The 25,409-nt window shown below is 63.2% G+C and carries 28 protein-coding genes; 9 read left to right on the top strand and 19 right to left on the bottom strand.

Annotation, left to right across the window (positions count from 1 at the left end):
* Positions 1-13: 13 nt before the first annotated feature.
* The 3 genes from ACFQJC_RS08875 to ACFQJC_RS08865 form a co-directional block, all read right to left on the bottom strand.
* Complete coding sequence (locus ACFQJC_RS08875) at positions 14-652, bottom strand: METTL5 family protein (protein ID WP_390222967.1); 639 nt, start codon at positions 650-652, stop codon at positions 14-16.
* Positions 652-1,047, bottom strand: a complete 396-nt coding sequence (locus ACFQJC_RS08870; RefSeq protein ID WP_390222966.1) for a DUF7961 family protein — start codon at positions 1,045-1,047, stop codon at positions 652-654. The genes ACFQJC_RS08875 and ACFQJC_RS08870 overlap by 1 nt, the downstream gene beginning before the upstream one ends.
* A 226-nt stretch (positions 1,048-1,273) precedes the next feature.
* Complete coding sequence (locus ACFQJC_RS08865) at positions 1,274-2,254, bottom strand: lamin tail domain-containing protein (protein WP_390222965.1); 981 nt, start codon at positions 2,252-2,254, stop codon at positions 1,274-1,276.
* A 140-nt stretch (positions 2,255-2,394) separates the two neighbouring features.
* Between ACFQJC_RS08865 and ACFQJC_RS08860 the strand changes: the two genes are divergently transcribed.
* Complete coding sequence (locus tag ACFQJC_RS08860; protein WP_390222964.1) at positions 2,395-3,345, top strand: transcription initiation factor IIB; 951 nt, start codon at positions 2,395-2,397, stop codon at positions 3,343-3,345.
* Between the two features lie 10 nt (positions 3,346-3,355).
* Here ACFQJC_RS08860 and ACFQJC_RS08855 read toward each other — a convergent pair whose 3' ends face one another.
* On the bottom strand, positions 3,356-4,996 hold the full coding sequence (locus ACFQJC_RS08855) for a flippase activity-associated protein Agl23 (RefSeq protein WP_390222963.1): 1,641 nt from the start codon (positions 4,994-4,996) through the stop codon (positions 3,356-3,358).
* 111 nt (positions 4,997-5,107) lie between these two features.
* Here ACFQJC_RS08855 and ACFQJC_RS08850 point away from each other — a divergent pair, with 111 nt between their 5' ends.
* From ACFQJC_RS08850 to ACFQJC_RS08840, 3 genes are all read left to right on the top strand, one after another.
* Complete coding sequence (locus ACFQJC_RS08850) at positions 5,108-5,395, top strand: DUF7964 domain-containing protein (RefSeq protein WP_390222962.1); 288 nt, start codon at positions 5,108-5,110, stop codon at positions 5,393-5,395.
* A 34-nt stretch (positions 5,396-5,429) separates the two neighbouring features.
* The gene (locus ACFQJC_RS08845) at positions 5,430-5,912 is read left to right on the top strand and encodes a universal stress protein (RefSeq protein WP_390222961.1); all 483 of its coding nucleotides are present in this window, start codon (positions 5,430-5,432) and stop codon (positions 5,910-5,912) included.
* Positions 5,913-6,038: 126 nt separating this feature from the next.
* Positions 6,039-6,362 (top strand): 2Fe-2S iron-sulfur cluster-binding protein, encoded by a 324-nt coding sequence (locus tag ACFQJC_RS08840; RefSeq protein ID WP_390222960.1) that lies wholly within the window; start codon positions 6,039-6,041, stop codon positions 6,360-6,362.
* Between the two features lie 27 nt (positions 6,363-6,389).
* Here ACFQJC_RS08840 and ACFQJC_RS08835 read toward each other — a convergent pair whose 3' ends face one another.
* Positions 6,390-7,571: an MBL fold metallo-hydrolase gene (locus ACFQJC_RS08835; protein WP_390222959.1), complete on the bottom strand. Its 1,182-nt coding sequence runs from the start codon at positions 7,569-7,571 to the stop codon at positions 6,390-6,392.
* A gap of 76 nt (positions 7,572-7,647) precedes the next feature.
* Complete coding sequence (locus ACFQJC_RS08830; RefSeq protein WP_390222958.1) at positions 7,648-9,372, bottom strand: globin-coupled sensor protein; 1,725 nt, start codon at positions 9,370-9,372, stop codon at positions 7,648-7,650.
* 111 nt (positions 9,373-9,483) lie between these two features.
* Here ACFQJC_RS08830 and ACFQJC_RS08825 point away from each other — a divergent pair, with 111 nt between their 5' ends.
* The 3 genes from ACFQJC_RS08825 to galK are packed head-to-tail and all read left to right on the top strand — an operon-like array spanning position 9,484 to position 11,886.
* On the top strand, positions 9,484-10,119 hold the full coding sequence (locus ACFQJC_RS08825; protein ID WP_390222957.1) for a rubrerythrin family protein: 636 nt from the start codon (positions 9,484-9,486) through the stop codon (positions 10,117-10,119).
* Positions 10,120-10,168: 49 nt separating this feature from the next.
* On the top strand, positions 10,169-10,708 hold the full coding sequence (locus tag ACFQJC_RS08820; protein WP_390222956.1) for an MOSC domain-containing protein: 540 nt from the start codon (positions 10,169-10,171) through the stop codon (positions 10,706-10,708).
* Positions 10,705-11,886 (top strand): galactokinase, encoded by a 1,182-nt coding sequence (galK, locus tag ACFQJC_RS08815; RefSeq protein ID WP_390225572.1) that lies wholly within the window; start codon positions 10,705-10,707, stop codon positions 11,884-11,886. Before ACFQJC_RS08820 ends, galK begins: the two co-directional genes overlap by 4 nt.
* Here the strand turns inward: galK and ACFQJC_RS08810 are convergent.
* The 3 genes from ACFQJC_RS08810 to ACFQJC_RS08800 all read right to left on the bottom strand — a co-directional run bounded on the left by ACFQJC_RS08810 (position 11,883) and on the right by ACFQJC_RS08800 (position 14,980).
* A complete protein-coding gene (locus tag ACFQJC_RS08810; RefSeq protein ID WP_390222955.1) occupies positions 11,883-12,836 on the bottom strand; it encodes an acetamidase/formamidase family protein in 954 nt (317 codons plus the stop codon). The genes galK and ACFQJC_RS08810 overlap by 4 nt on opposite strands.
* A 349-nt stretch (positions 12,837-13,185) precedes the next feature.
* Positions 13,186-14,424, bottom strand: a complete 1,239-nt coding sequence (locus tag ACFQJC_RS08805) for a mandelate racemase/muconate lactonizing enzyme family protein (protein WP_390222954.1) — start codon at positions 14,422-14,424, stop codon at positions 13,186-13,188.
* Between the two features lie 109 nt (positions 14,425-14,533).
* Entirely contained in the window at positions 14,534-14,980 is a 447-nt protein-coding gene (locus ACFQJC_RS08800) for a luciferase domain-containing protein (RefSeq protein ID WP_390222953.1), read from the bottom strand.
* A gap of 756 nt (positions 14,981-15,736) precedes the next feature.
* Here ACFQJC_RS08800 and ACFQJC_RS08795 point away from each other — a divergent pair.
* On the top strand, positions 15,737-16,264 hold the full coding sequence (locus tag ACFQJC_RS08795; protein WP_390222952.1) for a hypothetical protein: 528 nt from the start codon (positions 15,737-15,739) through the stop codon (positions 16,262-16,264).
* A gap of 66 nt (positions 16,265-16,330) precedes the next feature.
* Here ACFQJC_RS08795 and ACFQJC_RS08790 read toward each other — a convergent pair whose 3' ends face one another.
* Positions 16,331-17,551 carry a Cof-type HAD-IIB family hydrolase gene (locus ACFQJC_RS08790; protein WP_390222951.1) on the bottom strand — a complete coding sequence of 407 codons (1,221 nt, stop codon included), beginning with the start codon at positions 17,549-17,551 and terminating at the stop codon, positions 16,331-16,333.
* 88 nt (positions 17,552-17,639) lie between these two features.
* On the opposite strand from ACFQJC_RS08790, the gene ACFQJC_RS08785 reads away from it, so the two are divergent.
* A complete protein-coding gene (locus tag ACFQJC_RS08785) occupies positions 17,640-18,083 on the top strand; it encodes a DUF5799 family protein (protein WP_390222950.1) in 444 nt (147 codons plus the stop codon).
* A 6-nt stretch (positions 18,084-18,089) separates the two neighbouring features.
* Here ACFQJC_RS08785 and ACFQJC_RS08780 read toward each other — a convergent pair whose 3' ends face one another.
* The 9 genes from ACFQJC_RS08780 to glpR form a co-directional block, all read right to left on the bottom strand.
* The gene (locus tag ACFQJC_RS08780; protein ID WP_390222949.1) at positions 18,090-18,239 is read right to left on the bottom strand and encodes a DUF7557 family protein; all 150 of its coding nucleotides are present in this window, start codon (positions 18,237-18,239) and stop codon (positions 18,090-18,092) included.
* A gap of 124 nt (positions 18,240-18,363) precedes the next feature.
* Positions 18,364-19,356: a class II fructose-bisphosphate aldolase gene (gene fba, locus ACFQJC_RS08775; protein WP_390222948.1), complete on the bottom strand. Its 993-nt coding sequence runs from the start codon at positions 19,354-19,356 to the stop codon at positions 18,364-18,366.
* Between the two features lie 177 nt (positions 19,357-19,533).
* A complete protein-coding gene (gene ptfB / locus ACFQJC_RS08770) occupies positions 19,534-19,995 on the bottom strand; it encodes a fructose PTS transporter subunit IIB (RefSeq protein ID WP_390222947.1) in 462 nt (153 codons plus the stop codon).
* Positions 19,992-21,689: a phosphoenolpyruvate--protein phosphotransferase gene (gene ptsP, locus ACFQJC_RS08765; protein WP_390222946.1), complete on the bottom strand. Its 1,698-nt coding sequence runs from the start codon at positions 21,687-21,689 to the stop codon at positions 19,992-19,994. The genes ptfB and ptsP overlap by 4 nt, the downstream gene beginning before the upstream one ends.
* 2 nt (positions 21,690-21,691) lie before the next feature.
* Complete coding sequence (gene ptsH1, locus ACFQJC_RS08760) at positions 21,692-21,961, bottom strand: phosphocarrier protein HPr (RefSeq protein WP_390222945.1); 270 nt, start codon at positions 21,959-21,961, stop codon at positions 21,692-21,694.
* Positions 21,961-22,425 carry a fructose PTS transporter subunit IIA gene (gene ptfA / locus ACFQJC_RS08755; protein WP_390222944.1) on the bottom strand — a complete coding sequence of 155 codons (465 nt, stop codon included), beginning with the start codon at positions 22,423-22,425 and terminating at the stop codon, positions 21,961-21,963. Before ptfA ends, ptsH1 begins: the two co-directional genes overlap by 1 nt.
* A gap of 42 nt (positions 22,426-22,467) precedes the next feature.
* A complete protein-coding gene (ptfC, locus tag ACFQJC_RS08750; RefSeq protein ID WP_390222943.1) occupies positions 22,468-23,601 on the bottom strand; it encodes a fructose PTS transporter subunit IIC in 1,134 nt (377 codons plus the stop codon).
* Between the two features lie 109 nt (positions 23,602-23,710).
* Positions 23,711-24,622 carry a 1-phosphofructokinase gene (gene pfkB, locus ACFQJC_RS08745; protein ID WP_390222942.1) on the bottom strand — a complete coding sequence of 304 codons (912 nt, stop codon included), beginning with the start codon at positions 24,620-24,622 and terminating at the stop codon, positions 23,711-23,713.
* Entirely contained in the window at positions 24,619-25,386 is a 768-nt protein-coding gene (gene glpR / locus ACFQJC_RS08740) for an HTH-type transcriptional regulator GlpR (RefSeq protein WP_390222941.1), read from the bottom strand. Before glpR ends, pfkB begins: the two co-directional genes overlap by 4 nt.
* Between the last annotated feature and the right edge of the window lie 23 nt (positions 25,387-25,409).

Below are 25,409 nucleotides of genomic sequence, written 5' to 3'. Positions count from 1 at the left end.
TCCAAACTGCCGATTACTCCCACTCGATACGGAACACTTCCGCGTCGAGTTGGTGGCGCGCCGACTCGTGGAACTCGAACTGGTGTTCGAGGTCGAACGTCGCGCGGAACGCGTCGGTCAACTCGCCGCCGTTGTCGTTGGCGAACGACTCGACGAACTCCTTGCTCCCCTCGTTGTGGACCGAGTAGGACACGTCGGCGATTTCTGAGACCGTTTCGAGAAACGCGCGGTCGGCGTGTTCGTTGCCCTGTTGGGCACCGAAGGGTGGGTTCATGAGCACGGTGACGTCTCGGTCGTCAGCGTGTTCATCGAAACAGAGCGGTAGACGGGTCGCATCGGCGCGAACCCAGTGAATCGGCGTGTGGGTGCCGACTCGACGGGCGTTGTCGAGGGCACCGCTGAGTGCATCGGCATCGAGTTCGACGCCGACGACGCGTTCAGGTGAGCGGAGGGCAGCACCGAGTGCGAGCATGCCAGTTCCGGACCCGAGGTCCACGACGGTTCGGTCTTCGATGTCGCCCCGGAGGTCGGCGAAGTGGACGAGGTGTGCGGCGAGTTCTGGCGGCGTCGGATACTGTTCGAGCGCGACCTTCGGCGATTCGAATCCCGCGACGACCGCGAGTTGCGCCTCCAGTGCGGCTTTCGTTGCCATCAGGCGTCTGTGGACGCCCGACGTGCAAAAGTGACTCCCTCGCGGCGGGCGCGTTCTTCGAGGGCCGCGAGCGCGGAGTCGATGTCGTCGGGGCGGGATTCGGCGTTCACGTCCACGGCGAGACGGCCCGCACCGAGGAATGCGGCGACGCGCACGTACTCGCGCAGGCGGTCGGCCTCGCGCTGGACCGCAATCGGACAGTCCTCGTCGAAGTGAGCCTCGACCGTGAGTTCGGCGGGCAGGTAGCCCGCGTCGGCGAGTCCGCCCTTCAGGTCGCGGAGGTACTCGGGCGCGGTCGATTCCAGACAGTCTGCTTCGAGGACGATGGGAGTCAAGTCGGCGGGACGGCCCGTGTCGATTGCCGCTTGGACGCCGGACGTGTTGGATGCACTCATGTTGCTCACACATATCCTTTGGTTATACAAATAACTTTGTGTATGCCCAATAGTAATCACTGGCGGACGAGAGCGGCTCCCCCCGATTCGGCAATCAACTGGCCACGAGACTCATTTAGATAGCACACCAACGTCTGTGGGGGCACACGCTCCTTGCCCCTTCCCCCCGAAACTGCGTGAGCGATAGCTCAAGGAGCTGTCGCGCGTGAATTGCACGGAAAATCGACTAGTCGTAGCTGTAGGTCAGCACTCGTTGCCCGTCGCTCGTCGTTAGCGTGACCGTGTCGCCGCCGTTGTTCCAGACGGCCCCGCCCCGCCCCCAGTAGCGTTCGGTCGCCGAGTCGGTTCCCGACCCAGTGTACAGCGTGAGTTGGTCGCCGGGGTCGAGCGTCGTCCCGTCCGCGAACGTGTACGACGCGCCCGCAGCGTCGGCAATCGTCCAGCCAGAGAGGTCGATGGCGTCGTCGCCGTCGTTCACGAGTCGCACGTACTCGCCGTTGAGGTTCTCGTTGTCGTTTCCGGGCGCGTCCGCGACGACCGAAAGCGAGAGTCCGTCGTCGGTGGTCGCGTCGGAACCGCCTGCCGAGCCACCGTCGGTCGCACACGCCCACAGGCCGTCACCGCGCTCGCGTGCGTCCAACTCTGCTTCCTCGTAGCGAACCCGTTCTTCGAAGGAACTGTCGTAGAACCGGGCGTGTCCCTCGGTCAGGAGTTCGTAGTTGAACTCGGAGCCATCGACGACGACGTAGGCGAGCAGGCGACCGTAGTAGCCGCGTTCGCCGGCTTTCTCGTCGAATCGGAGTTCGACGCTTCGGTTCGAAAGTCGGGACTTTGCGAAGTCACTGGCGGCGTATCCGGCCTCACGCAGGCACCCGGTTCCTTCCTCCGTTTCGGGGACGCCCTCGAACTCGTCGGGCGTGTTCGACCCGTAGACCTCGGGCGTATCGACACCGAGCAGACGAACTGTCTCTCGCGCGCCGTCGGGCATGACGACTTTTATCGTATCACCATCGACGACTTCGACCACCCTGACGGTGATATCGCCCTGCGCGGACACCGTCGCGGTGGCTGTTGGTTCGGAAGGCGAATCGGTCGGGGAGAGCGTCGGCGACGTGGTCGGTCCGCCGGCGATATCGCCGGAGCCAACGCACCCAGCGAGCAATACGAGCACACAGACACTGAGTGTTGTAACCGTACCGCGGACCATTCGGTTACCGTTAGTCAGGGAACCGTATAAGTAGGTGTACTCGAATCTTCTGGTATCGCCCGCAGCGAATCGGCAGACAGCGACGTCTGTCAAATACCTAACACAAAGATTTAAATTTACGCTCCACCAGAAACCTTTTAATGGAACGTCCGAGCCGGCAGCGTCAGCGAGAGGAGACATCGGCACAAGAGGACGAGCGGGTCAATTGCCCAGAGTGTGGCTCTGACCAGATTGTCACGGACGCAGACCAGGGAGAACTCGTCTGTGACGATTGTGGTCTCGTGCTCGACGAACGTCAGATCGACCGCGGCCCGGAGTGGCGCGCCTTCAACCACTCGGAGCGCCAGTCCAAGTCCCGTGTCGGTGCCCCGATTACGGAGACGATGCACGACCGCGGCCTGACGACGACCATCGACTGGAAGGACAAAGACGCCTACGGGCGCTCGCTGTCCTCCGAAAAGCGCTCGCAGATGCACCGGCTGCGCAAGTGGCAAGAGCGCATCCGCACGAAAGACGCAGGTGAGCGCAACCTCCAGTTCGCACTCAGTGAAATCGACCGCATGGCGTCGGCGCTCGGTGTCCCGCGCTCCGTCCGTGAGGTCGCATCCGTCATCTATCGGCGCGCGCTCAACGAGGACCTGATTCGCGGGCGGTCTATCGAGGGCGTCGCAACGTCCGCGCTCTACGCCGCCTGCCGTCAGGAAGGCATCCCGCGCTCGCTCGACGAGGTGGCCGAGGTGTCCCGTGTTCCGCAAAAAGAGATCGGTCGAACCTATCGATACATCTCGCAGGAACTCGGACTCGAACTCAAGCCCGTTGACCCCAAACAGTTCGTCCCGCGATTCGCCTCCGCACTCAACCTCTCCGAAGAAGTACAGGCCAAAGCGACCGAAATCATCGACGTCTCGGCAGAACAAGGACTGCTCTCCGGCAAGTCCCCGACCGGCTTCGCGGCCGCAGCGATTTACGCTGCCTCCCTCCTCTGCAACGAAAAGAAGACCCAGCGAGAGGTCGCAGACGTCGCACAGGTGACCGAGGTCACCATTCGGAACCGCTACCAAGAACAGATCGAAGCGATGGGCTTCCGCTAAGCCCCCGAACTCAGTTTTCGACGAAGACGACCACCGACCGACCCCACAGGGCGGTCTGGTACTCCGTCGCTGCGTAGCCGTCGAGCATCGGCGATAGCTCGCCGCGAGCGCTCGCCGGCGCAATCACGACCGGCGGCACCGAGTCGAGGTCGCGGACCTGCGTCGGCGTCGTCGCGGAGATAGACTCTGCGTCTTCGCGGGCGACGTACCAATCGAGTGGGAGTCGTTCGCCCCACGCCTCCGGGACGGGCGGGAACGCGGTCGAGTTCTCAGAGACGTACATCGACTGCCCGTAGTAGAGTACGTCGGGTTGGCCGTCGCCCGGCGTCACCCACGACGAGAAGTTGTCGCGGAAGTCCGCGAAGTCGTCGGTCGGTTGGGCGTAGTGTGCGAGTTGGTTGTCTCGGTCGCTCGACCCGTACACGTCCGATGCGGTGACCGCGCCCGCCTGTGCGACGAGGGCGACGGCGAGGAGGAGTGCGAGTGCGCTCCGAGAGACGTCCTGTGTCTCGATTGCGGTCCGTCCCCACCGAACGAGTGCCGCGAGACCGACTGCGGCCGGGATGGCGAGCGGAACGACCAGATAGACGCCGAGCCACGGGGCCGAGACTTCGGTGAACATCGGGACGAACACCACGGATGCGCCCACCCAGTAGGTCCCGATGGAGACGATTTCGCGCGGGCCGCCCGCGGTGTAGCGGTCGATGAGGAACGTTCCGGCCGCGAGGACGAGAATCGGGAGGGCGGCGAGTGCGACGAGACCGACCGTGTCCGCGAGATACGGTAAGAGTTCGTGCGTTCCGTCTGGACCGCGGTGGACGATTCGGACGCCGACGAAGCGCCGGACCGATTCGAAGATGGCGACGTCGATTGCCGTGAGAATCGTCCCCGGCGAGTCGATACCCGCGGCGTCGGTCTCGCCGGCGCGTGGCGCGAACATGAAGATGTAGCACGCGGCGAAGACGAGGACCGAGCGGGCGGCGGGCGTCACGGCGTCTTCGAGACGTGCCGAGAGTGTGCCGAGTTGCATTGCAATCGGTCGAACCGACGACACGAGTGCCGCGTGGTCGGCGACGAGGAGCGCCGCGATGCCGAGACAGACGAGCGCGACGACGCCGAGACCGGACGAGCCGATGGCGAGTGCGACGGCGGCCGCGAGACCGTACGCGTTCTCTCGTCCCGCCCCGTCTACGAGGCGGAGGGCGAAGCCGAGCGCGACGAGCGTAAAACCGATAGCGAACACGTCGCCGCGGGCGAATCGGCCGTAGTAGACGAGCAGCGGACTCGCGGCGAGAATCGCGGCGAAGGCGACGGTTTCCGAGTCGCGCAGGCGGCCACGGAAGAGGAGTGCGGCGAGCGGGAGCACCCCGCCGAAGACCGCGACCGGAAGTCGAAGCGCGAAGTCGGTCGGACCGAACAGTGCCAGCGACCACCGCGAGAGTATATAGACGAGGGGACCGCCGGCGATGGGTCGGTAGCTGAAGTAACCGGTTTCGAGGTAGCGGAGACTCCAGTAGCCGACCCGTGCTTCGTCCCAGTGGAGGGGCCTGTCGCCGAGTCCGACGAGACGAACGACGAGCGCCAGTCCGGCCAACGCACACACCGCGAGCGTCGTCCGGTCGAGGTGGCGCTCGACACGAGAGGAAGACATGGCAGGAGGTGTCGCGGCAGACAAACAAAAGGTTACGACTCCGAGTCGGTGGGTTCGGCACCGATTCGGGGCTTCGAAAACGTCATCCCCTGGGACCTGTAGAAGTCGGATATGGGCCTCATCTCATCGCTTCCATCCCGCCCGCTGAAGGCGCCCGAACTCAGTTCGCTGAACCGCGCGGACGCGTTCGAACTGGTCGTTTCGGTCGAGAGCGAAGAACCGGCGCGCAGCCTGCTTTTCGCAACCGAGACGTGGGTCAAAGGCGCTCTCTTCGACGAGGACGAAGGCTGGACGGTCGTCGAGACGGTCGAACTCGGCGACGAACTGCAGCGCGTCGATGGCTTACAGGCGTGTGAAGAGGCGATTGTAGCCGCACGTGACGAGGGCGAGAGCAACTAGAACTATCATCTTTCCTCACGTACTGTAGAACGTAATGTACCGCGAGATACTCGTACCAACAGATGGGAGTAGTGCGGCCGACAAAGCCATCGAACACGCAGTCTCGCTCGCAGAAACGTACGGCGCGCGAATCCACGCCCTGTACGTCGTCGATACGAGTATCTACACCTCACTCGATGCCGGCGCGGACATCGTCATCTCGGCGCTCGAACGCGAGGGCAAAGTCGCTCTCCGCCAAGTCGAGGACGCCGCCGAGCAGGCGGGCGTCGAAGTGAAAGCCGAAGTCGTGACCGGAACCGCCTTCCGTTCGATTAAACAGTACATCGAGGACCACGACATCGACCTCGTGGTCATGGGCACCCACGGCCGGACCGGGCTGGACCACTACCTGCTCGGCAGCGTCACCGAACGCATCGTTCGGACGGCAACGGTGCCGGTGCTGACGGTCCGAATGAGTTCGTCGAAAGACCTCGCCGAGGACGAACGCGGCCACTCGACCGCGGAGTCGGCGGGATAATCGAATCGGGGACGGTGAAGGGGTCAGCGTGGGGGGGTCAGCGTGGGGGCCGCCGTGAGCGAACGAACCCGCTCTGCCGGCCACGTTTGATAAACAGTTTTGATGTGGTCGCTCGAACGGCGAGGTATGACCGAGTACACCGTCGAGTTCGTCGGCACGGGTGAGGAGATTACGGTGTCCGACAAACAGACGATTCTCAAGGCCTGTATCGAAGAAGGCATCGCACAGGAGTACTCCTGTCGCGTCGGGATGTGTCTCGCCTGCTCTGCGGAGATTCTCGAAGGCGAAGTCACCCAACCCGCCGCGCGCGGACTGACCGACGAAGAAGCAGAGACGTACGCGCTCACGTGTATGGCCCGCCCGCAGAGCGACCTCAAACTCGACCGCGGCGTCTACCCGCCGAGCATCGAAGACGACGCCACGAGCGGTGCTGCGGCGGCCGACGACTGACGACTGAGTCTACTCTTTCTCGCCGTCTTAGGACCCGTGAGCGGCCGCGTCACCCGCGCCAGATTCGAACTCCGTTTCCGTCCCCGCTACCGCGCAGTTGTTCGGCCCGAGTTCGACGGCGAACGCCTCGTCGTCCGAGAGCGGTTCTCGACCGAGGTTCACGTCGATAATCTGCTCGTAGTTCGCGGGTCGCGGCGGCATCTCGTCGAGGACGAATGCGAGGAACTCCGCTTCGTCCATCGAGAGCGCGGACAGTCGCTCTCGCAAGGTGCCGAGAGTGGCGACGTAGGCACCGGTTTCCGTCGGGAGCGTTCGGCCGCTGTAGTGGCCCGGCGCGATGCGAACGTCGTCCGGGAACGACGCGTAGCGCTCGGTGAGCGTCTGGTGGAGTTGCCGTGCCAACGCCGGCGCGCCGTCGTCACCGTCTTCGAGGTCGGGGCGAGCGACACTGTCCAAGAAGAGACTATCGCCGACGAACAGGAGGTCGCCGACGCGGTAGGCCGTCATCTCGGAGGTGTGGCCCGGCGATGCGACGGCCGAAATATCGCACTCTCCGACGGTGAGCGTCTCGCCGTCTTCGAGTAGTCGCGCGTTGGATTCGAGTCCGCGTTCGACTGCGCCGACCGGGAGCGTGGCGACGGCGTTCACCCGCTCTGCGAGTCGGTGAATCCCGCTCACGTGGTCCGCGTGGACGTGCGTGTCGAGCGCGGCGACGAGGTCCGCACCGCGACTGCGCGCGTCGGCGACGTAGCGGTCGGCGAAGGCTCGTAGTGGGTCGATGACGACTGCTTCGTCGCCCTCGACGACGAGGTACGCGAGACACCCGCTAGAGGGGCGTTGGTACTGAACGACGGTCGCGTCGTCGCAGTCGAGTTCGACCGACTGATAGACGCGCGCCCAGCCGTCCATCCCTGTTTCGAGGTTTTCGGCGGCGACACCCTCTTCTTCGAGCAACGCTGCGACGTGGTCGCTCGCTCTCCCCTCGGCGCAGACGACGACCACCGGTTCGGATGCGTCGCGGAATCGGTCGGCGAGTTCGGCCACTGTTCCACGGATCTCGGCTTGCGTGAACTGAATCGCGGGGAGTTGGGTCGCATCGACGCTCGGACCGTCGATGTGCCACTCCTCGAACTCGTCGCGGTTTCGCACGTCGAGGACGGTCGTCGGGTCGCCACGCCGCAGTCGGGCCGCGAGCGTTTCGGGCGTCATACCCACACACTACGTTCGCCGACGTGATGAAAACTTACTCGCCGAGCATAACGGCACCAGAGATTCGACGGCGTCGTTATTCCGTTTCCGCGCCGCCGTCGTTGGCGAGTTGGTCGAACGAGACGTTTTCGAGGGCCTCGGCGCTCGGAGTCACGTCCGACGGCACGTCTCGGTAGTCCTCGCTGGTGACCTCCCGGGCCGCGTCGGGCGACGAACTCACGGGACGCTTCGCGTTCGTCGCCCGCGCGTCGTCGTTGCCGCCGAGGCGCTGGACCGATTCGCGGATGCCGAGCACGCGGTCGTTCTGGGCGCGGTTCGCGTCGGAGATATCGGTGATTTGCTCGGAGACGTCGTTGGCGTGGACGTTCGCACGGTCAACCATGTCCGCGATTTGTTCGGCGCTCACGGCCTGTTCGTCGGTCGCGGACGCGACTTCGCCGATGCCGGCGCTGGCCTGTTCGACCGCGGCCGAGATGTCCGTCAGGCTTCGCATCACGTCTTCACCTCGGTCGATACCGTCGTGGAGTCGGCCGGTCGTCTGCGAGAGACTCTCGATGGTCTCTTTCGCTTCGGATTGGATGTTATCGACGGTCTCTTCGACCTCTGCGGCGCGGGCTTGCGACTCCTCGGCGAGGTTCTTGACCTCGCTCGCAACGACGGCGAATCCGTCGCCCGCTTCGCCTGCGCGAGCGGCCTCGATGGAGGCGTTGAGCGCGAGCAGGTTGGTCTGCTCGGCGATGTCGTTGATGGCTTCGAGCACCTCGTCTATCTCCTCGATTTGGTCGTGGAGGCGCTGCACGTCGTCGGACGCGCGCTCGGCGGAACTGCTCACGTCCTGCATCACGTCGATTGCTTCGTCCGCGGCGTCTTCGCCCTCTGCGGCGCGAGAGGCGGCATCGGCACTCGTGCGCTCGACTTCTTCGGCCGTCGCCGCGATTTCTTCGACCGTCGCACTCATATCCGAGACTTCCATCGAAACGGTCTCCATGTCGTCGGCCTGCGTCTGCGCGATATCTTTGATGTCGTCGGTTCGGTCGGTGATGACCTGCGACTGTTCGAGGACTTCCTCGATGGGCGCTTGGAGGTCCGATTCGACCTCGTTTGCGAGACGGCGGCGGCGTGCCGCTTCCTGTCGTGCGGCCTCGCTGTAGGAGTGAATGTACGTCTCCATCGCAACCTGCTGGTCGAGCGAGAGCAGTTTCATGACCGGAAGCATGTGGTCGATGACGTACTCGACAGCCTCGTCCACGGCGTTCTCAGTGTTCGAACCGGAGGGTCGAACGCGGCCGAGAAGGCCGCCGAAGACGCCGTCGTTGCCTTCAGCCTGCCCGTCGGCGAACTCGGCTTTCGCCTGTTCGCCAATCGCCCGAAACAGGCCTTCGTAGTGCGTCACGTACGCCCCGAGGTAGTACTTTGGCCCGAGGTCTATCATGTCGTGAATCTTGCCGATTCGAGCGCGCTTTGCGAAGTAATCGTCGTCGTACTCGCCGCGCGTGAGTTCGCGCAGATACGTCGCTTGGTCGGCTTTCAGAATATCGAGCGTCTTCGACGTACGCCCGACGAACGCCATCGCATCCGAGTGGTCGCCGAGGTGGTCGTAGAAATCCTCGGCGAGGTCGTCTGCGGCATCGTCGAACATCGGTTCCAACGCTTCGAGACGTTCCTCGTCCGCGTCCGTGAGGCGGACGAAGGACTTGCGTCGTCGAATCTCCTCGGCGTCAATATTCAACGCTGAGAGTAGTTTTCTGCCGTCAACGCCCGCGCGCATATCAGCCGTCACCTGGCCGGCAGCGTCTGTCATTAGTGTATATCGTTCGGGTTTGGTATTTCAATTCTCACTGCCCAGTATCAATTCCGATAGTATTGCACGTGTTGCCCAACGTTCACGTTCGCCCGCGACGACAGACAGAACATGGACGCCGAATCGCTCCGCGAGTCGATAGAGCAGTCGAAGCACACACAACTGGACAGACTCGGGTCGTCGAAACTCCTCATCGCCCTGACCGACGCGGACCTCTCGGAACCCGCAATCCTCCGGGCGGCGGCGTACTCGGAACACGCCGCACGTGAAACGTTCGAACAGTGGGCCGAAACCGAATCCGTGGCGTCAGCACGGGACGCGTTCGAATCGACCGCCGACCAGGAGGCGAGACACCTCCAGCAGGTGCTCGACGTGCTCGACGAGGATATCGACCTGCCGAGCGAACCGGGAGTCATGCACGGCTATCTCCACGGGCGCGAGGACGCAATCGAGCGCGTCGCGGCGGGGATGGTCGGCCGCGGACTCGTCTCGATTCGAGCGCACATTCAGGTCATCAGTTTCTTCATCAACGAGGCCGACGAGCCGAAAGCCGACCTCTTTCGAACGTTGAAGACCGAGACCGACCAGACCCTCCAGACCGGTCTCGACCTGCTCGACGAGTTGTGTACCGACGACGAGGACTGGGAACGAGCGCAGATGGTCGCCGAGTACGTCGTCCAACTCGCCTACGACGACTACGCCGACGGACTCGCCGCGCTCGGTGTGGGTCCGAAACCACTCTGCTGAACGCCATGTCTGACAGAATTTTTTCGAGGCTGGCGGCCGCAGGTGACGTATGAGTTCGGGAACGACCGGGCGCGTGGAAGCACTCTACACCGCGCCGGGGAAGGGCGAACCGATGGTCACCCACGACGCGGTGGTGGTGAAACCCGGCGGCATCGAGGGTGACCGCTACTTCGACGGCACTGGCTACTACTCGGCGACCGACGGCTGTCAGGTGACGCTCGTCGATGCGGCGGTGCTCGAAGACGCCCGCGAGACGTTCGACGTTGACCTCTCGAACGGTGCGCACCGACGCAACGTCGTCGTGAGCGGTATCGACCCGGCCGACCTCCTCGATTCGACGTTCACGCTGGGCGAGGCGACGCTTCGCGGCACGAGGCTCAGACCCCCTTGTGCATACCTCGCTGGTCTCATCGACGACGAGGACGTGATTGAGGCACTCCGCGAGCAACGCGGCGGAATCTGTGCCGAAGTCGTCGAATCCGGTCGCGTCACCGTTGGCTCGGGGCTGACGATAACCGAAGCAAACCCGCGAGAGATGGGAAAAGCAATCGCCGCGCGTCTCGGTGAAGAGCCTAAGGTGGAGGAATAGTGGCGGTGAACTCGCCGCTCGATTCACGTGCGAAATCGGCACTCATCGAGGCGTTCGGAAAAGACGGAGACGGCGACGGCAACGACCCAGTCGTCGCACTCGCCCCCGGCCGCGTCAACCTTGTCGGCGGCCACACCGATTACAACGAGGGTCTGTGTCTCCCCATCGCCGTTGACCGACACGTCGCCGTCGCTGCTCGCCCCCGCGACGACAGTACCATCCACGCCTACGCCAGCGACTTCGACGAAATCCGAACCATCGAACCGGGAGACGTCCCCGACGGCTGGGTCGCCTACGTCGCGGCGGTTGCGGACGCGCTCCGCGAGAGAGGGTCGATTCCGGGCGTCGAACTGGCGATTACCTCGAATCTGCCGACCGGAGCGGGACTCTCGTCGTCCGCTGCGCTCGAACTCGCAGTGGGGCGGACACTGGTCGAACTGGGCGGCATCGACATCTCGGCTCGTGACCTCGCGCTCGCGTGTTGGCGCGCCGAGCGCGAAGGCGTCGGCGTCGAGTGCGGCATTCTCGACCAGTTCGCAGTCGCGCTCTGCGAACCCGGTTCGGCGCTCTTCTTGGACTGTCGAACGCGCGAAGTCGAACAGGTCCCGCTCGGAGATGCGAACCTCGGTCTCCTCGTCATCGACACCGGCGTCTCGCACGCGCTCGCTGACTCGGGATACAACGACCGGGTGCGCGAGTGTCGGAGCGCAGTGTCCGCGCTCAGTATCTCCGCCGGTCGAGAGATTGGGTCGCTTAGCGACGTTTCTGAGGCGGACCTCGAACGGCACCGCGAGGCCCTGACGCCGACCGAGTATCGTCGCGCCCGCCACGTTCTCGGCGAGAACGCTCGCGTCGAGCGCGCCCGTGATGCCCTCGCCGACGGCGACTTCGACGCGGTCGGAACCGCGATGGTCGAGAGTCACGAGAGTCTGCGCGACGACTACGAGGTGAGTTGCGACGAGCTGGACGCCGCGGTCGAACTGGCGATTGGTGTCGAGGGTGTCTACGGTGCGCGGATGACTGGGGGTGGGTTCGGCGGCAGCGCAGTCGCACTGGTCGGTGGTTCAGTGCTCGAACGAGCAAAAGAGGAGATTCGGAGCGACCTGTCAGACCGCGTTGGCCCGGATGCACGCGTGTTCGCGTGCCGACCCAGTGGCGGCGTCCACTTGGTCGATTAGGGGAAGATACTCTTCGGCAGGTACGCCGAGACCGTCCAGTTGGGCGCGTCCACGACTTCGTTGATTTTGAGATCCACGGCCGCCGAGCAGAGGATGTAGGCCTCGCCGCGAGTCAGTCCGTGCTCGGTTTCGAGGTGGGTAATCATGTGCCGAACCGCCTTCTTCGTCGCCTCCATCAGGTCGTCGGCGATGCCCGTCGTCCCGTACATCGGTTCGTCGCGGCCGGTGGGCGTAAACGGCCCGTTGGTCTCGAACTCCGGTTGCTCGATGGACTTGTCTTTCAGCACGTCGAATCTGGCGGTGACGAACATCGGAGCCTCGATGCCGGTCACACACACCTCGCCGTCACCCTGCGCCGCGTGACAGTCGGCGGTCGAAAACAACGCGCCTTCGACTTCGATTGGCAGGTAGAGCGTCGAACCCTTCGTGAGATGTTTGATATCGAAGTTTCCGCCGGTGTCGCGCGGCGGCAGTGTGTTGTGCGCGCCATCCGCCGCCGGCGCGACGCCAGCGATTCCGGGGAACATATCCAGCGGAACGTCGATTCCGTGGGCGAAGTGGGCCACCTCGTCGTCGAGGTCCCAGATGTACAGTCCTGCGCCGTCGAAGTCCTCGTGGAGCAACCCGAGTTCCATCTCGCCCGGCATGTAGCCCGTATAGCCCCAGCCTTTGTGTTCGAAGTCGAGGAACTCGACCGCGAGCACGTCGCCGGGTTCCGCGCCTTCGACCGCGACCGGACCCGTCAGCGGATGGACCGGGTCGAAACTCGCGTTGACCATGTCTTCGACCGTCGATTCCCGAGTGAGTTGCCTATCCAGCGCGTCACGGCACTCGAATCGAACCACTTCGCCGGGTTGGACGGTCACCCGCGGTTCGAGTCGATTGTCCCACTTGTTGTGGATGTTCTCGTCGTCGTCGCTCAGTTCGTAGTCGATGGTGTAGTCGGGCATGTGCTACCAAACTACGTAGCGAGTTGACAAAAACTAGCTAGGAGGTCGCCGTCGGTAGGTACTAGAAATCGAGAGTATCGAGGCTTGAATTCGCCTTACGCTTCGTCGAATAGCGCCGAACAAAGTTCGGCTCACTCGATTTCGCTTCGCTCAATCGAATTCCGGGAGTCGAATGGCTCACGTACTCGATTTCGCTCCGCTCAATCGAACGACGCAAATCAGAGATTTGCTGGCTTGACTTCGGCTTACGCCTCGTCAAACAACGCAGAGCGAAGCTCTGCTTGCCCGACGAGTCGTTTCACTCCTCGTCGAACTCCGTGAGACGGGAGTCTCACGTGCTCGACTTCGCTTACGCTTCGTCGAACAACGTCTCGCCTTCGACCATGTGCTCCTCGACGGCGTCCATGTCGAGCGTCAGGCCGAGACCCGGCTGTTCGGGAATTTCGATGTAGCCGTTCTCGATGACCGTCTCTTCGACGAGGTCCTCCCACCAGCCGAGTTGGTAGCTGTGGTACTCGACTGCCAGCGCGTTCGGAATCGACGTTCCGACGTGCGCAGATGCCATTGTTGCGATGGGCGACGAGACGTTGTGCATGGCCACCGGCACGTAGTACTGGTTGGCCACGTCCGCGATTTTGCGCGTCTCGCGCATGCCGCCGACCTTGGGCATGTCGGGCGCGACGATGTCCACCGCTTGGTTCTGGATGAGGCGGCGAAGCTCGGTCACGCGGTAGCGGTTCTCACCGACCGTGATGGGCGTGAGCGTGGACTTCGTGACCTCCTCTTGGACTTCGAGGTTCTCCGGCGGGACGGGGTCTTCGAGCCACCACACGTCGTAGTCCTCGATGGCCGCCGCGAGGCGCTTGGCGCTGCCGCCCGAGAAGGTCCAGTGGCAGTCGAAGGCGACGTCCGCGCGGTCCTTGACGCGCTCGGTGACGGCTTCGACGATTTCGGCCTTGTGGCGAATCTCGCCGGGGCGAAGGTGGCGGTTCGCGCGGTCCTTTTCGAGACCCGAGGGAACGTCGAGGTCGAACTTCAGTGCGTCGTAGCCGAGTTCTTCGACGACGCGCTCTGCTTCGTCCGCACACGCCTGCGGGTCGGCCTCGTCGGCCGTGTGGCAGTCACAGTAGACACGAACTTGGTCGCGGTACTTACCGCCGAGGAGTTGGTAGGCGGGAACTTCGAGAATCTTCCCCGCGAGGTCGTGAAGCGCGATTTCGATGCCGGAGATGGCCGTGACGGTGACGCCCTCGACGGAGCCTTCGCCGGACATCTTCTGGACGAGGTGCTCGAACAGGCGGTCGATGTCGAGCGGGTTCTCGCCGATGATAAAGGGTTTCATGCGCTCGATGAGTTCGGGGACGCCCGCGCCCCAGTAGGCCTCGCCGGTGCCGACGATGCCCGCGTCGGTGGAGATTCGGACGAGCGTCCACGGGAAGTTCCCATCGACCATCGTCGTCTGCACGTCGGTGATTTCCACGTCGCGGCCGCCGCCGCGCTTCGCCGTCACGCCCATCGTCTCGGCGGAGAGTTCACGCATCGTGTACTCCGCGTTCGGGTCGTGAAGGTCCGCGTAGTTCTTACCCATGAGTGGTGGTTTACTCGAACGGTAGTAAAGTTTTTCTGACGCGGCGGCTCTCCGGGTGGGCAGTTTCACGGCAAAGAAAAAACTCCGACCCGCTCAGAGTTCGACCCACTCAGGCCGACGCGCGCGAGTCGAACGCGTCGGTGAACGTGTCGCGGGTGAGGCGGTCGATTTCGGGTGGGAGACCGAGGACCGTGAGGTCGGCGTCCACGTCCAGTCGCGGGTCGAGGTCCACGTTTCGTCGTCGCAACGAGAGCAGTCGCCACAGATACGCGAGTCGGAGAATCTGGAGCGCGCCGTCTACGTCCGTCTCGTCGCGGACGCGGTAGGTCACCCACGCCGAGTCGGGGAGGACGTGGTGCGGTTCGGAGCGCCCCGTCTCGATGAGCAGGTCGCGGACGCGACGCGTGATGGCCAAATCGAGGATACCCGCGTGGTGGACGTGGCCGATCTCTTTGTCCGCGACGAGAAATTCGGTTCCGCCGAATCGGTGCGGGGCGGTTTCGACGCCCGGCCACTCCGAGGCGACCGAGACGATGCGTTCTGTCGAGGCAGTCATCCCGTCCCTTACGCCGCGTGACGACAATAACTCGCGTGTCGAAATTCCTGAGTATCACCCCGTTAAGACCGTATGAAAACCGGACTGGACGCGGCTATTGGCAGACTAACCACGGCGCTGTCTCACGAAAAGCCGAATTTGGGTCTGTTAGACCACACCAACCCACATACTCTGTAATTCCTGAAAGTCACGAGTACGAGATAGTCAGGTAGAGAGAACGTAACGAATAGGGTTCCCACCGTACGGAGAGACGTGTCATGGGATACGTTGAACGAACAGAGGTGATGGTCGAAGCGTGACCGAACGAACTGAACTGGGCATTCACTGAGCTACTCCGCTGCCATTTGGGTGTGTCCGCCCCCGAACTCGTGTGCAAACCACTACACAGGTCTCTCTTCGGCGACACCCCACTCCATCGTGGTCTCGTTTTTTCGTACGCTTTTCTCTCCGACGCAAGTGTGCTACCGGTTCGACGGCAGATATTCCCGCGTTAATCCCCGAGTTAAGCCAGAGATATGTGCTGGACGGAAAGACGGTTTCTCGTGAATTTCAGTGTTTCACTGACCGTCACTCCGTCTAAATTTTCAGTCTTCGCCGAACGGTGGTAGATAATTCGTAACGAAATCCTCTCGTATCAAATAGAATCTCGGATATGGTACCAACCACTATTGCAGAACCGTTCCGCGGAACAGCCCGTCGTGCCCGTGAGACCCAAAGTCTCATCTGCACGACACCCCAGACGCGAGGTGTACGCACGTGAGTCTCAAGGGCATCGGCATCGTGTTCGTCGTCTTCACCGTCGTCGGGGCATCGTTCCTCATCGGTGGGCCGTTCGCACCCGACCAAACCGACGAGACGGACACGACGTTCGACGCGTCGTTCGCAAGCACCGACGGAAACGTCGGCGACGCGGTGACCGACGACACCGACACCGACACGGACGAAGACGACAACGAACCGGTCATCGTTGACGACTCGACGCCGACACCGACGGACGAACCGGACGATGAAGAGCAGTTCGTCGCGGCCAACGACACGGAGACCACGACGCAGACACCCGTCGCAAAGAGCAGTTCGAGCAAGAAGAAGAAAAAGAGCAGTTCCTCCTCGAAAGACACGAACGACGACTCCGACAGTAACGACAGCAACGACAGCAACGACAACGAGTCAGAGTCGAACGACGACGACGACGACGATTCGAACGACCAATCGACTCCAACTCCCACCCCTGAAGAGCCAGAAAAACCGGCCGAAGGCACTGGTGACCAGTGTACTGTCAGCTAAGTCGGTCCCTCACGTTCCACTTTTCTGTACCAACCCTCTGAGCGTGCGCGCTGAACCGGGACGGACTCAGTCCGTCAGGAGGTTGAGCGCGTACACGGTTCGGAGAATCGAGGCCGCATCGCCCCGGTCGAAGACGAGGTCGTCGGTGCTTCGAACCTGTTCGAGGACCGTCTCGGAACTGTGTTCGGGTGCCGCAGAGATACCACGCTTCCCGTCTGCGGCCCACTCCATCACTTTCCTGTCGGACTTCGAATCGCCCATCATGAGGATAAATGGGTCGTCGATGCCGAGCACGTCGAGCGCCGCTTCGACGCCCGCGGCCTTGTTCAACGCTACCGCCGAGAGTTCCGCGGCGTCGGCGTGGTAGTAGGCGACGGTGATGCGCTCGAACGTCTCGTACACGTCGTCGGGGATTTCGGCTATCGAACCCGTCTCTGCTCCCAAGGCGTCGAGCACGCCGGCGATTTCGGAGTCCGAGTCTGCGTAGTACGCTCGCGCCCACGTCGAACCGTCTTCGCGGTCGGTGACGACGCTCCCCAACAGGTCCAGCATGAACACGAGCGACTCGTCGATGACGCGCTCTGCCTCGTCGCTTCCGGTCTCGAAGTTCGGTTTCAGCGTGACGTTGAACTCGTTGCCCTGGAGGTGGACGTCCCCTCGAAGGCTCTCTGGGAGTTCACGCATTACCCCCCCGCGGACGCCCTCGAAGACGGACTGCACCGTCTCGTCCAACGACTCGTAGAGCAGTCGCTTCGTATCCGACCCGTGGCCCGGCGTGAAGACGCCGGTGCCCGCCTCGTAGACGATGCTGAAGTTCCCCGAGTGGACGAGCGTGTTCCCCATGCCCTGAATCATGAACCCCTTGACGTTCTCCAGCGTCTGGCCGGTGCAGATGACGATGGGTACGTCCAACTCGTACAACTCGGTGAGGAGATGGAGCACTTCGCGGGGGATTTCGTTGTCCGTCCGCCCCGCAGAGCGCAGCGTCTCGTCCACGTCGAGGACGAGCGCGTTGACCGAGCGACCGTACTTGGTATAAAGGTCGAGTGCGGTGAACGCCTCGTCGCGCGTGGCGTGGGCGGCGAGTTCGGCGTAGCGGTCACCGTCGGCGAAGGCGCGCCGGATGTGGTCTTTCTGCTCGGTCAGTTCGTCGTTGACCGCCTGCCAGTGAGAGAGCGCGACGGACGAATCGAGCGGGGGCAGGAGGTCGATGAAATCCTGCGACTCCCGAACCGACTCGGCGTCGAACTCCTCGTACAGTCGGTACAGTAGGTCGTACCGTTCCATGAGTGAGAGAGGGTAGCCACGCGATTAAATCCACGTGCGGGGGCGAGTTCCCGCAACCCTGATACCAGTCCGACGATGACATGTCCCCATGGCACACTGGACCGACAGCATCGTCGGCGACCGAATGGCAGTTGACCGCGAGTTCAACGAACACGTGATGAACTCGCAGTTTTCGAGTCAGGAGTGGGGGCTTATCATGACGGCGACGGAGTTCGAAATCGAGAACGCCGACGACCCCGAAAACGCCCGCCTCGTCGCGGATACCGAGAAGATTCCGATGATAATTCCGGAACTCGACAACATCCGAAAGCAGATGGGTGCGATGGGCGGCGGCGGTCAGTCCTCGTCGGGTGGCGGGAGCATCGTCGATTCCATCAAGGGCGCACTCGGTCTCGGTGGCGGGGGCAGCAAAGACCACGACGAGAAACTCGAAGACGCAGAGCGGATGACCCAATCCTACGCCGACATGCTACAGGAGCACCTCGAAAACAAGGGCACGTGGGAGCAAGTTCGAATCGCCTATCAGGAGTAGGCCGGTTCAGTACTCGTCGCCCGCGTGGAACATCGTGAGTTCGCTCGCCTGATAGATGTTGATGAGTTCGTTGATGAGTTCGTCGTAGTCTTCGTCCTCTTCTCGAAGGTCGTCGAGTCGGCCGATAGTGTTCTCGTCGAGGTGTATCTGGGGCATAGTCGTATCCACGTCTCGAAGCGGCTTAAGCGACTGGTCGGGAACACACGAATACGAAACCGACAACACAGTCGCTGTCGGCGATGCGAAACCGAAGAAATGTGGCGACAGAGTGCCGTCTCCGTTACTTGAACAGCGAGTTGCCGGCGCTGCCCGAGACTTCCGTCAGGTCGGCGTGAACGTCCGCGATGCGTTCGCGGATGTCGCGGCCGACGACGCGGGGGTCGAACACGTCCTTGTTCGGCGACCACTCGGTCTCGTTGAAGAACGTGTCGCGGGCGTCTTCGACGCCTTCCGGCGGGACGATGGCGTTCGGGTCCTCGCTGTAGAGGTCGTAGGCCGTGCGCGTGTACTCGTACTGGTAGCGCGTGTCCTTGTTGACCTTACAGATGCCGTGCTGGAGCATCTCTTGCAGTTGGTCGGGTTGGACGCCCGAGGAACCGTGGAGGACGAGCGGCGTGTCCAGACCGTGGTCGCGGAGGGCCTGTCGGATGTCGTGGGCGAGGTCCGGGCGCAGTTCGAGGTCTTTGCCCTTGGCGACACCGTGCTGGGTTCCGACCGAGATAGCGAGCAGGTCGGCACCCGTCCGGTCTACGAACTCGACGGCCTGTTCGGGGTCGGTGTAGAAGGCCTCCTCGGCCTCGATTTCGTCTTCGACACCCTTGATTTGGCCGAGTTCGGCTTCGACGAGGATGTCGGAGCCGGCCTCTTCGACCATCTCGACGACCTCGCGGCTGGTTTCGACGTTCTCCTCGAACGGGTGGTGCGAGGCGTCGATCATGATGGACGACGGGATGTCGAGTTCGATCTGTTTCTCGATGAGTTCGAGGTCGGTCTGGTGGTCCATGTTCAGAAAGACCCCGATGTCGTACTGCTCGGCGATGGTCTCGATGTACGTGCCCATCGCCTGCAGGCCCGCGACCGGGTCGCCGTTGCCGGCGAACTTGCAGGCCCCACCACTCATCTGGAGCAAGAGGTCCGAATCCATCCGGTCGGCACCTTCCATCAGCCCCATCATCACGTTCGGCTCTGCGATGTTACTCGCAACGAGACCGAACCCTTCGTCGAGCGCCTCATCGTATACACTGGCGAGTTCTTCCCCGCCGTAGAACGGCATTAGACGTTCACCTCGTGTTCACATCGTGTGCGAGGATAATAATCTATGGGAAGTCGCGTTCGCTTTTGCACGAATCTGTTCGTTCGTCACCGAGTTAATTTTTGCACGCGATGCGAGACGCGTCGCTATCGACGGGTGACAAACGGAGAGAGCGGGGCGGCCGTGAGCGCGACGGGCCTAGGAGAACAGCTTCTTCAGACGGGCGAAGAGTCCCTTTTCGGGGTCGCCGCCGCGACGAACTGGTTCTTCGCTCGCACCGGAATCGGCCGAACGCTCGCTCGACGCGTCTTCGCCGTCGTCGTCGCTGCCGAAGGTGACGTTGCCGGTCTTGCCCGCTTCTGCGAGTTCGACGGCGCGCTCGATGACCGCCTCGGCGTTGTTGACGCCGTCTTTGACGGTGCCCTTGACGACGAGTTTCCCGTCGAATCGGTCGCGGCTGACCGAGGTGTCGGAGGTGATGATGACTGCCTCTGCCGCCTCGATAGCCTCAGCAGAGAGTTCGTCTTGGGTCCCCATCGCCCCCTGCACTTCGACGTCGATGTCGTGGCCGAGTTTCTCGGCCGACTGCAGGAGGTTCTCTGCGGCCATCTGGCTGTGAGCGATTCCGGTCGGACAGGATGTGACTGCTACGAGTTTCATTGGCTTTCTGTTAGGATTTCTGTGACTTCACTTTTGGTGCTGGCCGAGCGAACGCGAGCGGCGAGCGCCTCTGCTTCGGCGGTGTCCGTCTCCGTGACGGCCGCTTTGACGTGCGGCACCGTGACGGCGCTCATGCTCAACTCGTCGAGTCCGAGACCGACGAGTAGTTCCGTCAACTCGGGGTCGCCGGCCATCTCGCCGCACATGCCGACCCAACAGTCGTCGCCGTCGGCGGCTTCGACCGTCTGAGCGATGGCGCGCAGGACGGCGGGCTGGCGGTAGTCTCCGAGGTCGGAGACGCGCTCGTTACCGCGCTCTGCGGCCATGACGTACTGCGCGAGGTCGTTCGTGCCGATACTGAAGAAGTCCACGTGCGGCGCGAACTCGTCGGCCATGAACACGGCCGCGGGCGTCTCTATCATGATACCGAACTCTGGCATCTCGTACTCGATGCCGACCGCGTCGAGGTCAACGGAGATGTCGTCGATGACTTCGCGCGCCTCGTGGAGTTCCTCCAGCGAGGCGACGAGCGGGAGCATCACCGAGAGGTTCGCGCCGTCGGCACTCCCTGCGGCGCGCAAGAGCGCGCGAATCTGCGTCTCGAAGAGGTCCGAATCCGGGCCGAGCGAGCGGCGAATCCCGCGCTCGCCGAGGAACGGGTTCTCTTCGTCGGGTAAATCGAGGTACGGAATCGGTTTGTCGCCGCCGATGTCGAGCGTGCGAACGACGATGCGGCCGCCGTCGAAGGCTTCGAGCGCCTGCAGGTAGGCTTCGTACTGCTCGTCTTCGTCCGGCGGCGACTCGCGGTCGAGAAAGAGGAACTCGGTGCGGAAGAGACCGACACCGTCCGCACCGCGTTCGACCGCGAGGTCGATGTCGTCGAGCGTGCCGATGTTCGCGGCGACTTCGATTTCGACGCCGTCTCTCGTCTCGACTTCGCCGTCGCGGATTTCGACGTCTGAACCGCCCGTAGCCTCGGCTTTGGTGTCTTCGTGCGGGTGGACGACCACGCGGCCGGCCTCGCCGTCGATGAGCACTTCGTCGCCGTCTTCGACCGAGTCGAGTTCGTCGCCGACGCCCACGACCGCGGGCAGGGCGAGCGAGCGGGCGAAGATAGCGGCGTGCGAGGTTCGGCCGCCGGTCGTCGTGACGAATCCGGCGACGCGTTCTGGGTCGAGTTGCGCGGTGTCGCTCGGCGTCAGGCGCTCGGCGACGACGACGCTTCCTTCCGGGAGCGACGCGAGGTCAACGCGCTCGCCGTCCGAGAGGATGCGAACCAGTCGGTCACGAACGTCGCGCAGGTCGTCCGCGCGTTCGCCCATCCGGCCGCCCATGTTCTCGAACTGCTCGATGAAGCCCGAGAAGGCGTCCTGGACGGCGTGCTCGGCGGGGAGTCCGCCGTCGATTGCCTCTTCGACGCCGTCGGAAATCTGCGGGTCGTTGAGGAACTGGATGTGGGCGTCGAAGACGGCCGCCTCCTCCTCGCCGACGCGTTCGGCGGTCTGGTCGCGCTCGGCTTGCAGTTCGTCGGCCGCCCGTTCGCGCGCCGATTCGAATCGGGCGAGTTCTGACTCCGCGTCCACGTCCGCCGGTTCCGGTGGCTCTGGAAGGTCGGCCTCCGGTCGGTACCAGACGACCGACCCGACGCCCGAGAGCGGTGTCACGCCGATACCGTTGAGGGTTCGTTCCGCCATGGTTACAGTTCGGACTCTGGGGTTGAAAGGATGTCTTCGAGGGCATCCAGTGCCGCCTCGGCGTCGTCGCCCTCGGCGACGAGTCGAACGTCTTCGTCGGCCGTGACGCCAAGTCCGGTGACTGCGAGCATGCTCGCGGCGGGGACGAGGTCGCCGTCGTCGGCGCGGCCGAGTTGGATGTCCGAATCGAACGAGTTGGCCGTCTCGACGAACTTCGAAGCGGGGCGGGCGTGCAGACCGTCCTCGGGGACGACGGTGACGATGCGCTCCATCAGGCGACCACCTCCGCGAGGATGTCCTGTACTTTCTCCTCGCTCTCTGCTTCGAGCAGATTCTCGCGAACGTCTTCGTGCATGAGCGAGCGCGAGAGTGCGCTGAGAATCTGCAGGTGGTCCTCGCCGCCCTCGGCGGGGACGAGAATCATGAACAGCAAGCGCGCGGGCTTGTCGTCCATCGCGTCGAAGTCGATGCCCTCCGTGGAGCGCGCGAACGCGACGGTCGGTTGCGAGACGGTGTCCGTCTTCGCGTGCGGGATGCCGATGCCGAAGCCGACGCCGGTCGTGGCTTCCTCCTCGCGTTCGAGGAGTGCGGCGAGCGCGGCGTCGCGGTCGGAGACGCGGCCAGCGTCGACGGCGAGGTCGAGGAGGAACTCGATGGCTCCCTCCTTCGTTGCCGGGGGTTCTTCGAGCGAGATCAGTTCGAGCGGTGTGATGGTGCTGATGTCTTCTACGTCCATGGTACTACGTCGGGTATTGAAAGATGAAGTCGGTAGTCGGTCTCAGTCGTCTGCGTTCTGGTTCTGTGCGGCGACGCGCACGTCGAAGTCGGGCTTGATTCCCGTGGCGATGGCAGCCGTCACGAGCGACCCGAGCAGGATGCACGCGATGAACATGAACGGCTGGTTCGACAGCGGCACGACGAAGATGCCGCCGTGGGGAGCAGGCATCGTCACGCCGAGCGCCATCGACGCCGCGCCCGCGACTGCACTCCCGGCGATGACGCTCGGAATGACGCGTGCGGGGTCGGCGGCCGCGTAGGGAATCGCTCCCTCGGTGATAAAGGAGAAGCCGAGCAGAACGCCGCTCTTGGCGTTCTCGTACATCTCCGCGGCGTACTTCTGCGGTGCGATGAAGTTCGACAGGGCCAGTCCAATCGGCGGGACCATCCCCGCAATCATGACCGCGGCCATCGGTGCGGTGACTCCCTCGGAGATGAGACCGACGGAGAACACGTAGGCGACCTTGTTGATGGGACCGCCCATGTCGGCGGCCATCATCGCGCCGACGATAGCACCGAAGAGGACCGCCTGACTGCCTCCCTGCATGTTGCTCAGGAAGCCAGTGAGACTCGCGTTTGCGATGGAAATCGGCACGCCGAGGACGAACAGCATAATCGGCGTCAGCACGGCGGTCGTTGCGACCGGAATGATGAGCACCGGCATCATCGGTGCGATGAACTCCGGCACGTCGCGCTGCTTGAACCAGCGAGCGACGAGACCGGCGAGGAAACCGGCCACGATAGCGCCGAGGTACCCGGCACCGGCCGACCCGCCCTGCAGGCCGATGACGTCACCTGCGGCTTGCAGGACGTTCCCCTGCTGGATGATGTACGACAGGATGAAACCCGGTGCGAGACCCGGTCGGTCCGCAATCGCGTACGCGATGTAGGCACCGAGCACCGGCACCATCAGGGTCAGCCCTGCGACACCGATTTGCGCGAGGAACCAGCCAGCGGTCCCCGTGCTGCTGAATACGTCCTGCACGTTGTTCGAAAGTGACGCGACGGCGTAGCCGAGCGCCAGGAAGATTCCGCCGATAGTGACGAACGGAATCATGAACGATACCCCAGTCATGAGGTCCTCTTTGACCGATGTCAGATAGGACCGAACTGCGTCTTCTGCGTCGTTTGCCATAGTGTTGCCACCCCTCTTTCAGAACTAAGCAAATGTGCTCAAAAACCCTTTCGAATATGAACGTTCCTGAGCGTTTGAATCGTTAATAAAAGATTACCCGCAACCCTGTTCAGTGCTCAGCGAGGATTTCGACCGGTACGTCACTGGAAAGTACTTGACCGAGGTCCGACGAGTGCGTTCCCGCGACGCTCACGATGTGCGCAGCAGTGCGCACACCCAATCGAAGCGAGTCAACATCGCTCATCTCTCGCCCTCTGCCGGCCAAGAATCCGGACAGAAGCGCGTCACCCGCGCCGACGGTATCGACCACCTCGACGTCGAGCGCCGGCGCGGAGAACGCACCGTCGGGACCGACGAGGACTGCGCCGTCGCCACCGAGCGAGGCGAGGACGTACTCGTAGCCGTACTCGCGGAGTGCTTCGGCCGCCTCGATGGCCTCGTCCACCGTCTCGACGGAGCGCCCCGTCGCGTCGGCGAGTTCGGACTCGTTCGGCTTGCAGATGAAGTAGTCCGCCTCAAGTTTCGTGAGCGTCTCTCCGCCCGTGTCGATTGCGGTTCGCCAGTCGCCCGCGTCCGCGAGTCGGTCGATAGCCGAAAGCGGCATCCCCGGCGGGAGACTCCCGCCGATGTGGAGCGTCTCAGGGTCGTTCGCTCGCACCGTCGAGACGAGTTGGTCAACCTCGTCGGCGTCGATGTGCGGGCCGTTGTGGTTGAGTTTGTACTCGCCGTCGCTGGCGACGACAGTCGTGTTCAGACGCGTGTTGGTGTCGATAGGGACGAAATCCGCGGCGACGTCTGCGGCGTCGAGTCGGTCCTGGATGAGTCGGCCGAAGTGGCCACCTAAGAATCCGGATGCGGTGGCATCGACGCCGAGCGCGGAGGTGTACTTGGCGACGTTGATTCCCTTCCCACCGGCGGTGAAGACGGCATCGTCGGTCCGGTGGACGACGTCTGTCGTGAGCGGTTCGTCGAATCGAATCGTATGGTCAACGGCGGGGTTTGGCGTGACGGTAAGAATCATTGGCTGACTCCATCGACGACTTCGACGCCGAAGTTCGCTATCTCGTCGCGGAGACTCGCGTCGAGCGGTCGGTCGGTGATGAACGTATCAATATCGTCGAGCGATGCGAACTGGACGAAGCTTCGACGGCCGATTTTCGTGTGGTCCGCGACGAGGACGACGCGGGCGGCCTTCTCGACCATCAACTCTTTCATCCGCGCTTCGTCCTCGTTCGGGGTCGTCAGGCCGCCCTCGACGTCGAAGGCGTTGGTGCCGAGAAACAGCAAGTCGAAGTTCGTCCGGTGCATGAACGACTCGGCGGTCGGGCCGACACAGGCGCGCGTCCGGCGGCGAAGGGTGCCGCCGGTCAGTTTCACCTCGTTGTCCTCGTCGTTCAACTCGATTGCGAGGCGCGGCGAGTTCGTCACACTCAGGAAGTTGCTGTCGGCGGGCATCTGCCGGGCGACTTGCATCGTCGTCGTTCCCGCGTCGAAGAAGACGACCTGTCCTTCGATGAGTTCGTCAACGGCGCGTTTCGCAATTGCACGTTTCGCGTCGAGATTCTGCACTTCTTTTTCACCGAACGTCCGCTCTCGTCCCACGGAAGTGACCGGGACTGCGCCGCCGTGCGAGCGCTCGATGAGTCCTCTGTCTTCGAGGTCGCGCAGGTCGCGGCGGATGGTCGCTTTCGAAAAGCCCAATCCCTCGGCTAAGGCCTCGACGGACCTGCCGTCGGACTCTGAGACGAGTTCGACAATACGGCGTCTACGTTCTGCTGGTAACATCAGATCCGGTTCCTCGCTATACG

The sequence above is a fragment of the Haloferax namakaokahaiae genome (assembly GCF_042663225.1).
In the GTDB taxonomy this organism is placed as follows: Archaea; Halobacteriota; Halobacteria; order Halobacteriales; family Haloferacaceae; genus Haloferax; species Haloferax namakaokahaiae.
The sequence above is the reverse complement of the archived record's forward strand: the minus strand, read 5'-3'. Positions and strand labels throughout refer to the sequence as shown.

Excerpts from the sequence above, each read along its gene's own strand:
- ACFQJC_RS08865 (WP_390222965.1), bottom strand. The coding sequence starts at position 2,254 with ATGGTCCGCGGTACGGTTACAACACTCAGTGTCTGTGTGCTCGTATTG.
- ACFQJC_RS08780 (WP_390222949.1), bottom strand. The coding sequence starts at position 18,239 with ATGCCCCAGATACACCTCGACGAGAACACTATCGGCCGACTCGACGAC.
- ptsP (WP_390222946.1), bottom strand. The coding sequence starts at position 21,689 with ATGGCGGAACGAACCCTCAACGGTATCGGCGTGACACCGCTCTCGGGC.
- ACFQJC_RS08810 (WP_390222955.1), bottom strand. The coding sequence starts at position 12,836 with ATGCCCGACTACACCATCGACTACGAACTGAGCGACGACGACGAGAAC.
- glpR (WP_390222941.1), bottom strand. The coding sequence starts at position 25,386 with ATGTTACCAGCAGAACGTAGACGCCGTATTGTCGAACTCGTCTCAGAG.
- ACFQJC_RS08855 (WP_390222963.1), bottom strand. The coding sequence starts at position 4,996 with ATGTCTTCCTCTCGTGTCGAGCGCCACCTCGACCGGACGACGCTCGCG.
- ACFQJC_RS08800 (WP_390222953.1), bottom strand. The coding sequence starts at position 14,980 with ATGACTGCCTCGACAGAACGCATCGTCTCGGTCGCCTCGGAGTGGCCG.
- ACFQJC_RS08790 (WP_390222951.1), bottom strand. The coding sequence starts at position 17,551 with ATGGAACGGTACGACCTACTGTACCGACTGTACGAGGAGTTCGACGCC.
- ACFQJC_RS08825 (WP_390222957.1), top strand. The coding sequence starts at position 9,484 with ATGGACGCCGAATCGCTCCGCGAGTCGATAGAGCAGTCGAAGCACACA.
- ACFQJC_RS08875 (WP_390222967.1), bottom strand. The coding sequence starts at position 652 with ATGGCAACGAAAGCCGCACTGGAGGCGCAACTCGCGGTCGTCGCGGGA.
- fba (WP_390222948.1), bottom strand. The coding sequence starts at position 19,356 with ATGCCGTTCTACGGCGGGGAAGAACTCGCCAGTGTATACGATGAGGCG.
- ptfA (WP_390222944.1), bottom strand. The coding sequence starts at position 22,425 with ATGGACGTAGAAGACATCAGCACCATCACACCGCTCGAACTGATCTCG.
- ACFQJC_RS08830 (WP_390222958.1), bottom strand. The coding sequence starts at position 9,372 with ATGACAGACGCTGCCGGCCAGGTGACGGCTGATATGCGCGCGGGCGTT.
- ACFQJC_RS08870 (WP_390222966.1), bottom strand. The coding sequence starts at position 1,047 with ATGAGTGCATCCAACACGTCCGGCGTCCAAGCGGCAATCGACACGGGC.
- pfkB (WP_390222942.1), bottom strand. The coding sequence starts at position 24,622 with ATGATTCTTACCGTCACGCCAAACCCCGCCGTTGACCATACGATTCGA.
- ACFQJC_RS08835 (WP_390222959.1), bottom strand. The coding sequence starts at position 7,571 with ATGACGCCCGAAACGCTCGCGGCCCGACTGCGGCGTGGCGACCCGACG.
- ACFQJC_RS08845 (WP_390222961.1), top strand. The coding sequence starts at position 5,430 with ATGTACCGCGAGATACTCGTACCAACAGATGGGAGTAGTGCGGCCGAC.
- ptfC (WP_390222943.1), bottom strand. The coding sequence starts at position 23,601 with ATGGCAAACGACGCAGAAGACGCAGTTCGGTCCTATCTGACATCGGTC.
- ACFQJC_RS08850 (WP_390222962.1), top strand. The coding sequence starts at position 5,108 with ATGGGCCTCATCTCATCGCTTCCATCCCGCCCGCTGAAGGCGCCCGAA.
- ptfB (WP_390222947.1), bottom strand. The coding sequence starts at position 19,995 with ATGAAACTCGTAGCAGTCACATCCTGTCCGACCGGAATCGCTCACAGC.
- ptsH1 (WP_390222945.1), bottom strand. The coding sequence starts at position 21,961 with ATGGAGCGCATCGTCACCGTCGTCCCCGAGGACGGTCTGCACGCCCGC.
- ACFQJC_RS08785 (WP_390222950.1), top strand. The coding sequence starts at position 17,640 with ATGGCACACTGGACCGACAGCATCGTCGGCGACCGAATGGCAGTTGAC.
- ACFQJC_RS08840 (WP_390222960.1), top strand. The coding sequence starts at position 6,039 with ATGACCGAGTACACCGTCGAGTTCGTCGGCACGGGTGAGGAGATTACG.
- ACFQJC_RS08860 (WP_390222964.1), top strand. The coding sequence starts at position 2,395 with ATGGAACGTCCGAGCCGGCAGCGTCAGCGAGAGGAGACATCGGCACAA.
- ACFQJC_RS08820 (WP_390222956.1), top strand. The coding sequence starts at position 10,169 with ATGAGTTCGGGAACGACCGGGCGCGTGGAAGCACTCTACACCGCGCCG.
- ACFQJC_RS08805 (WP_390222954.1), bottom strand. The coding sequence starts at position 14,424 with ATGGGTAAGAACTACGCGGACCTTCACGACCCGAACGCGGAGTACACG.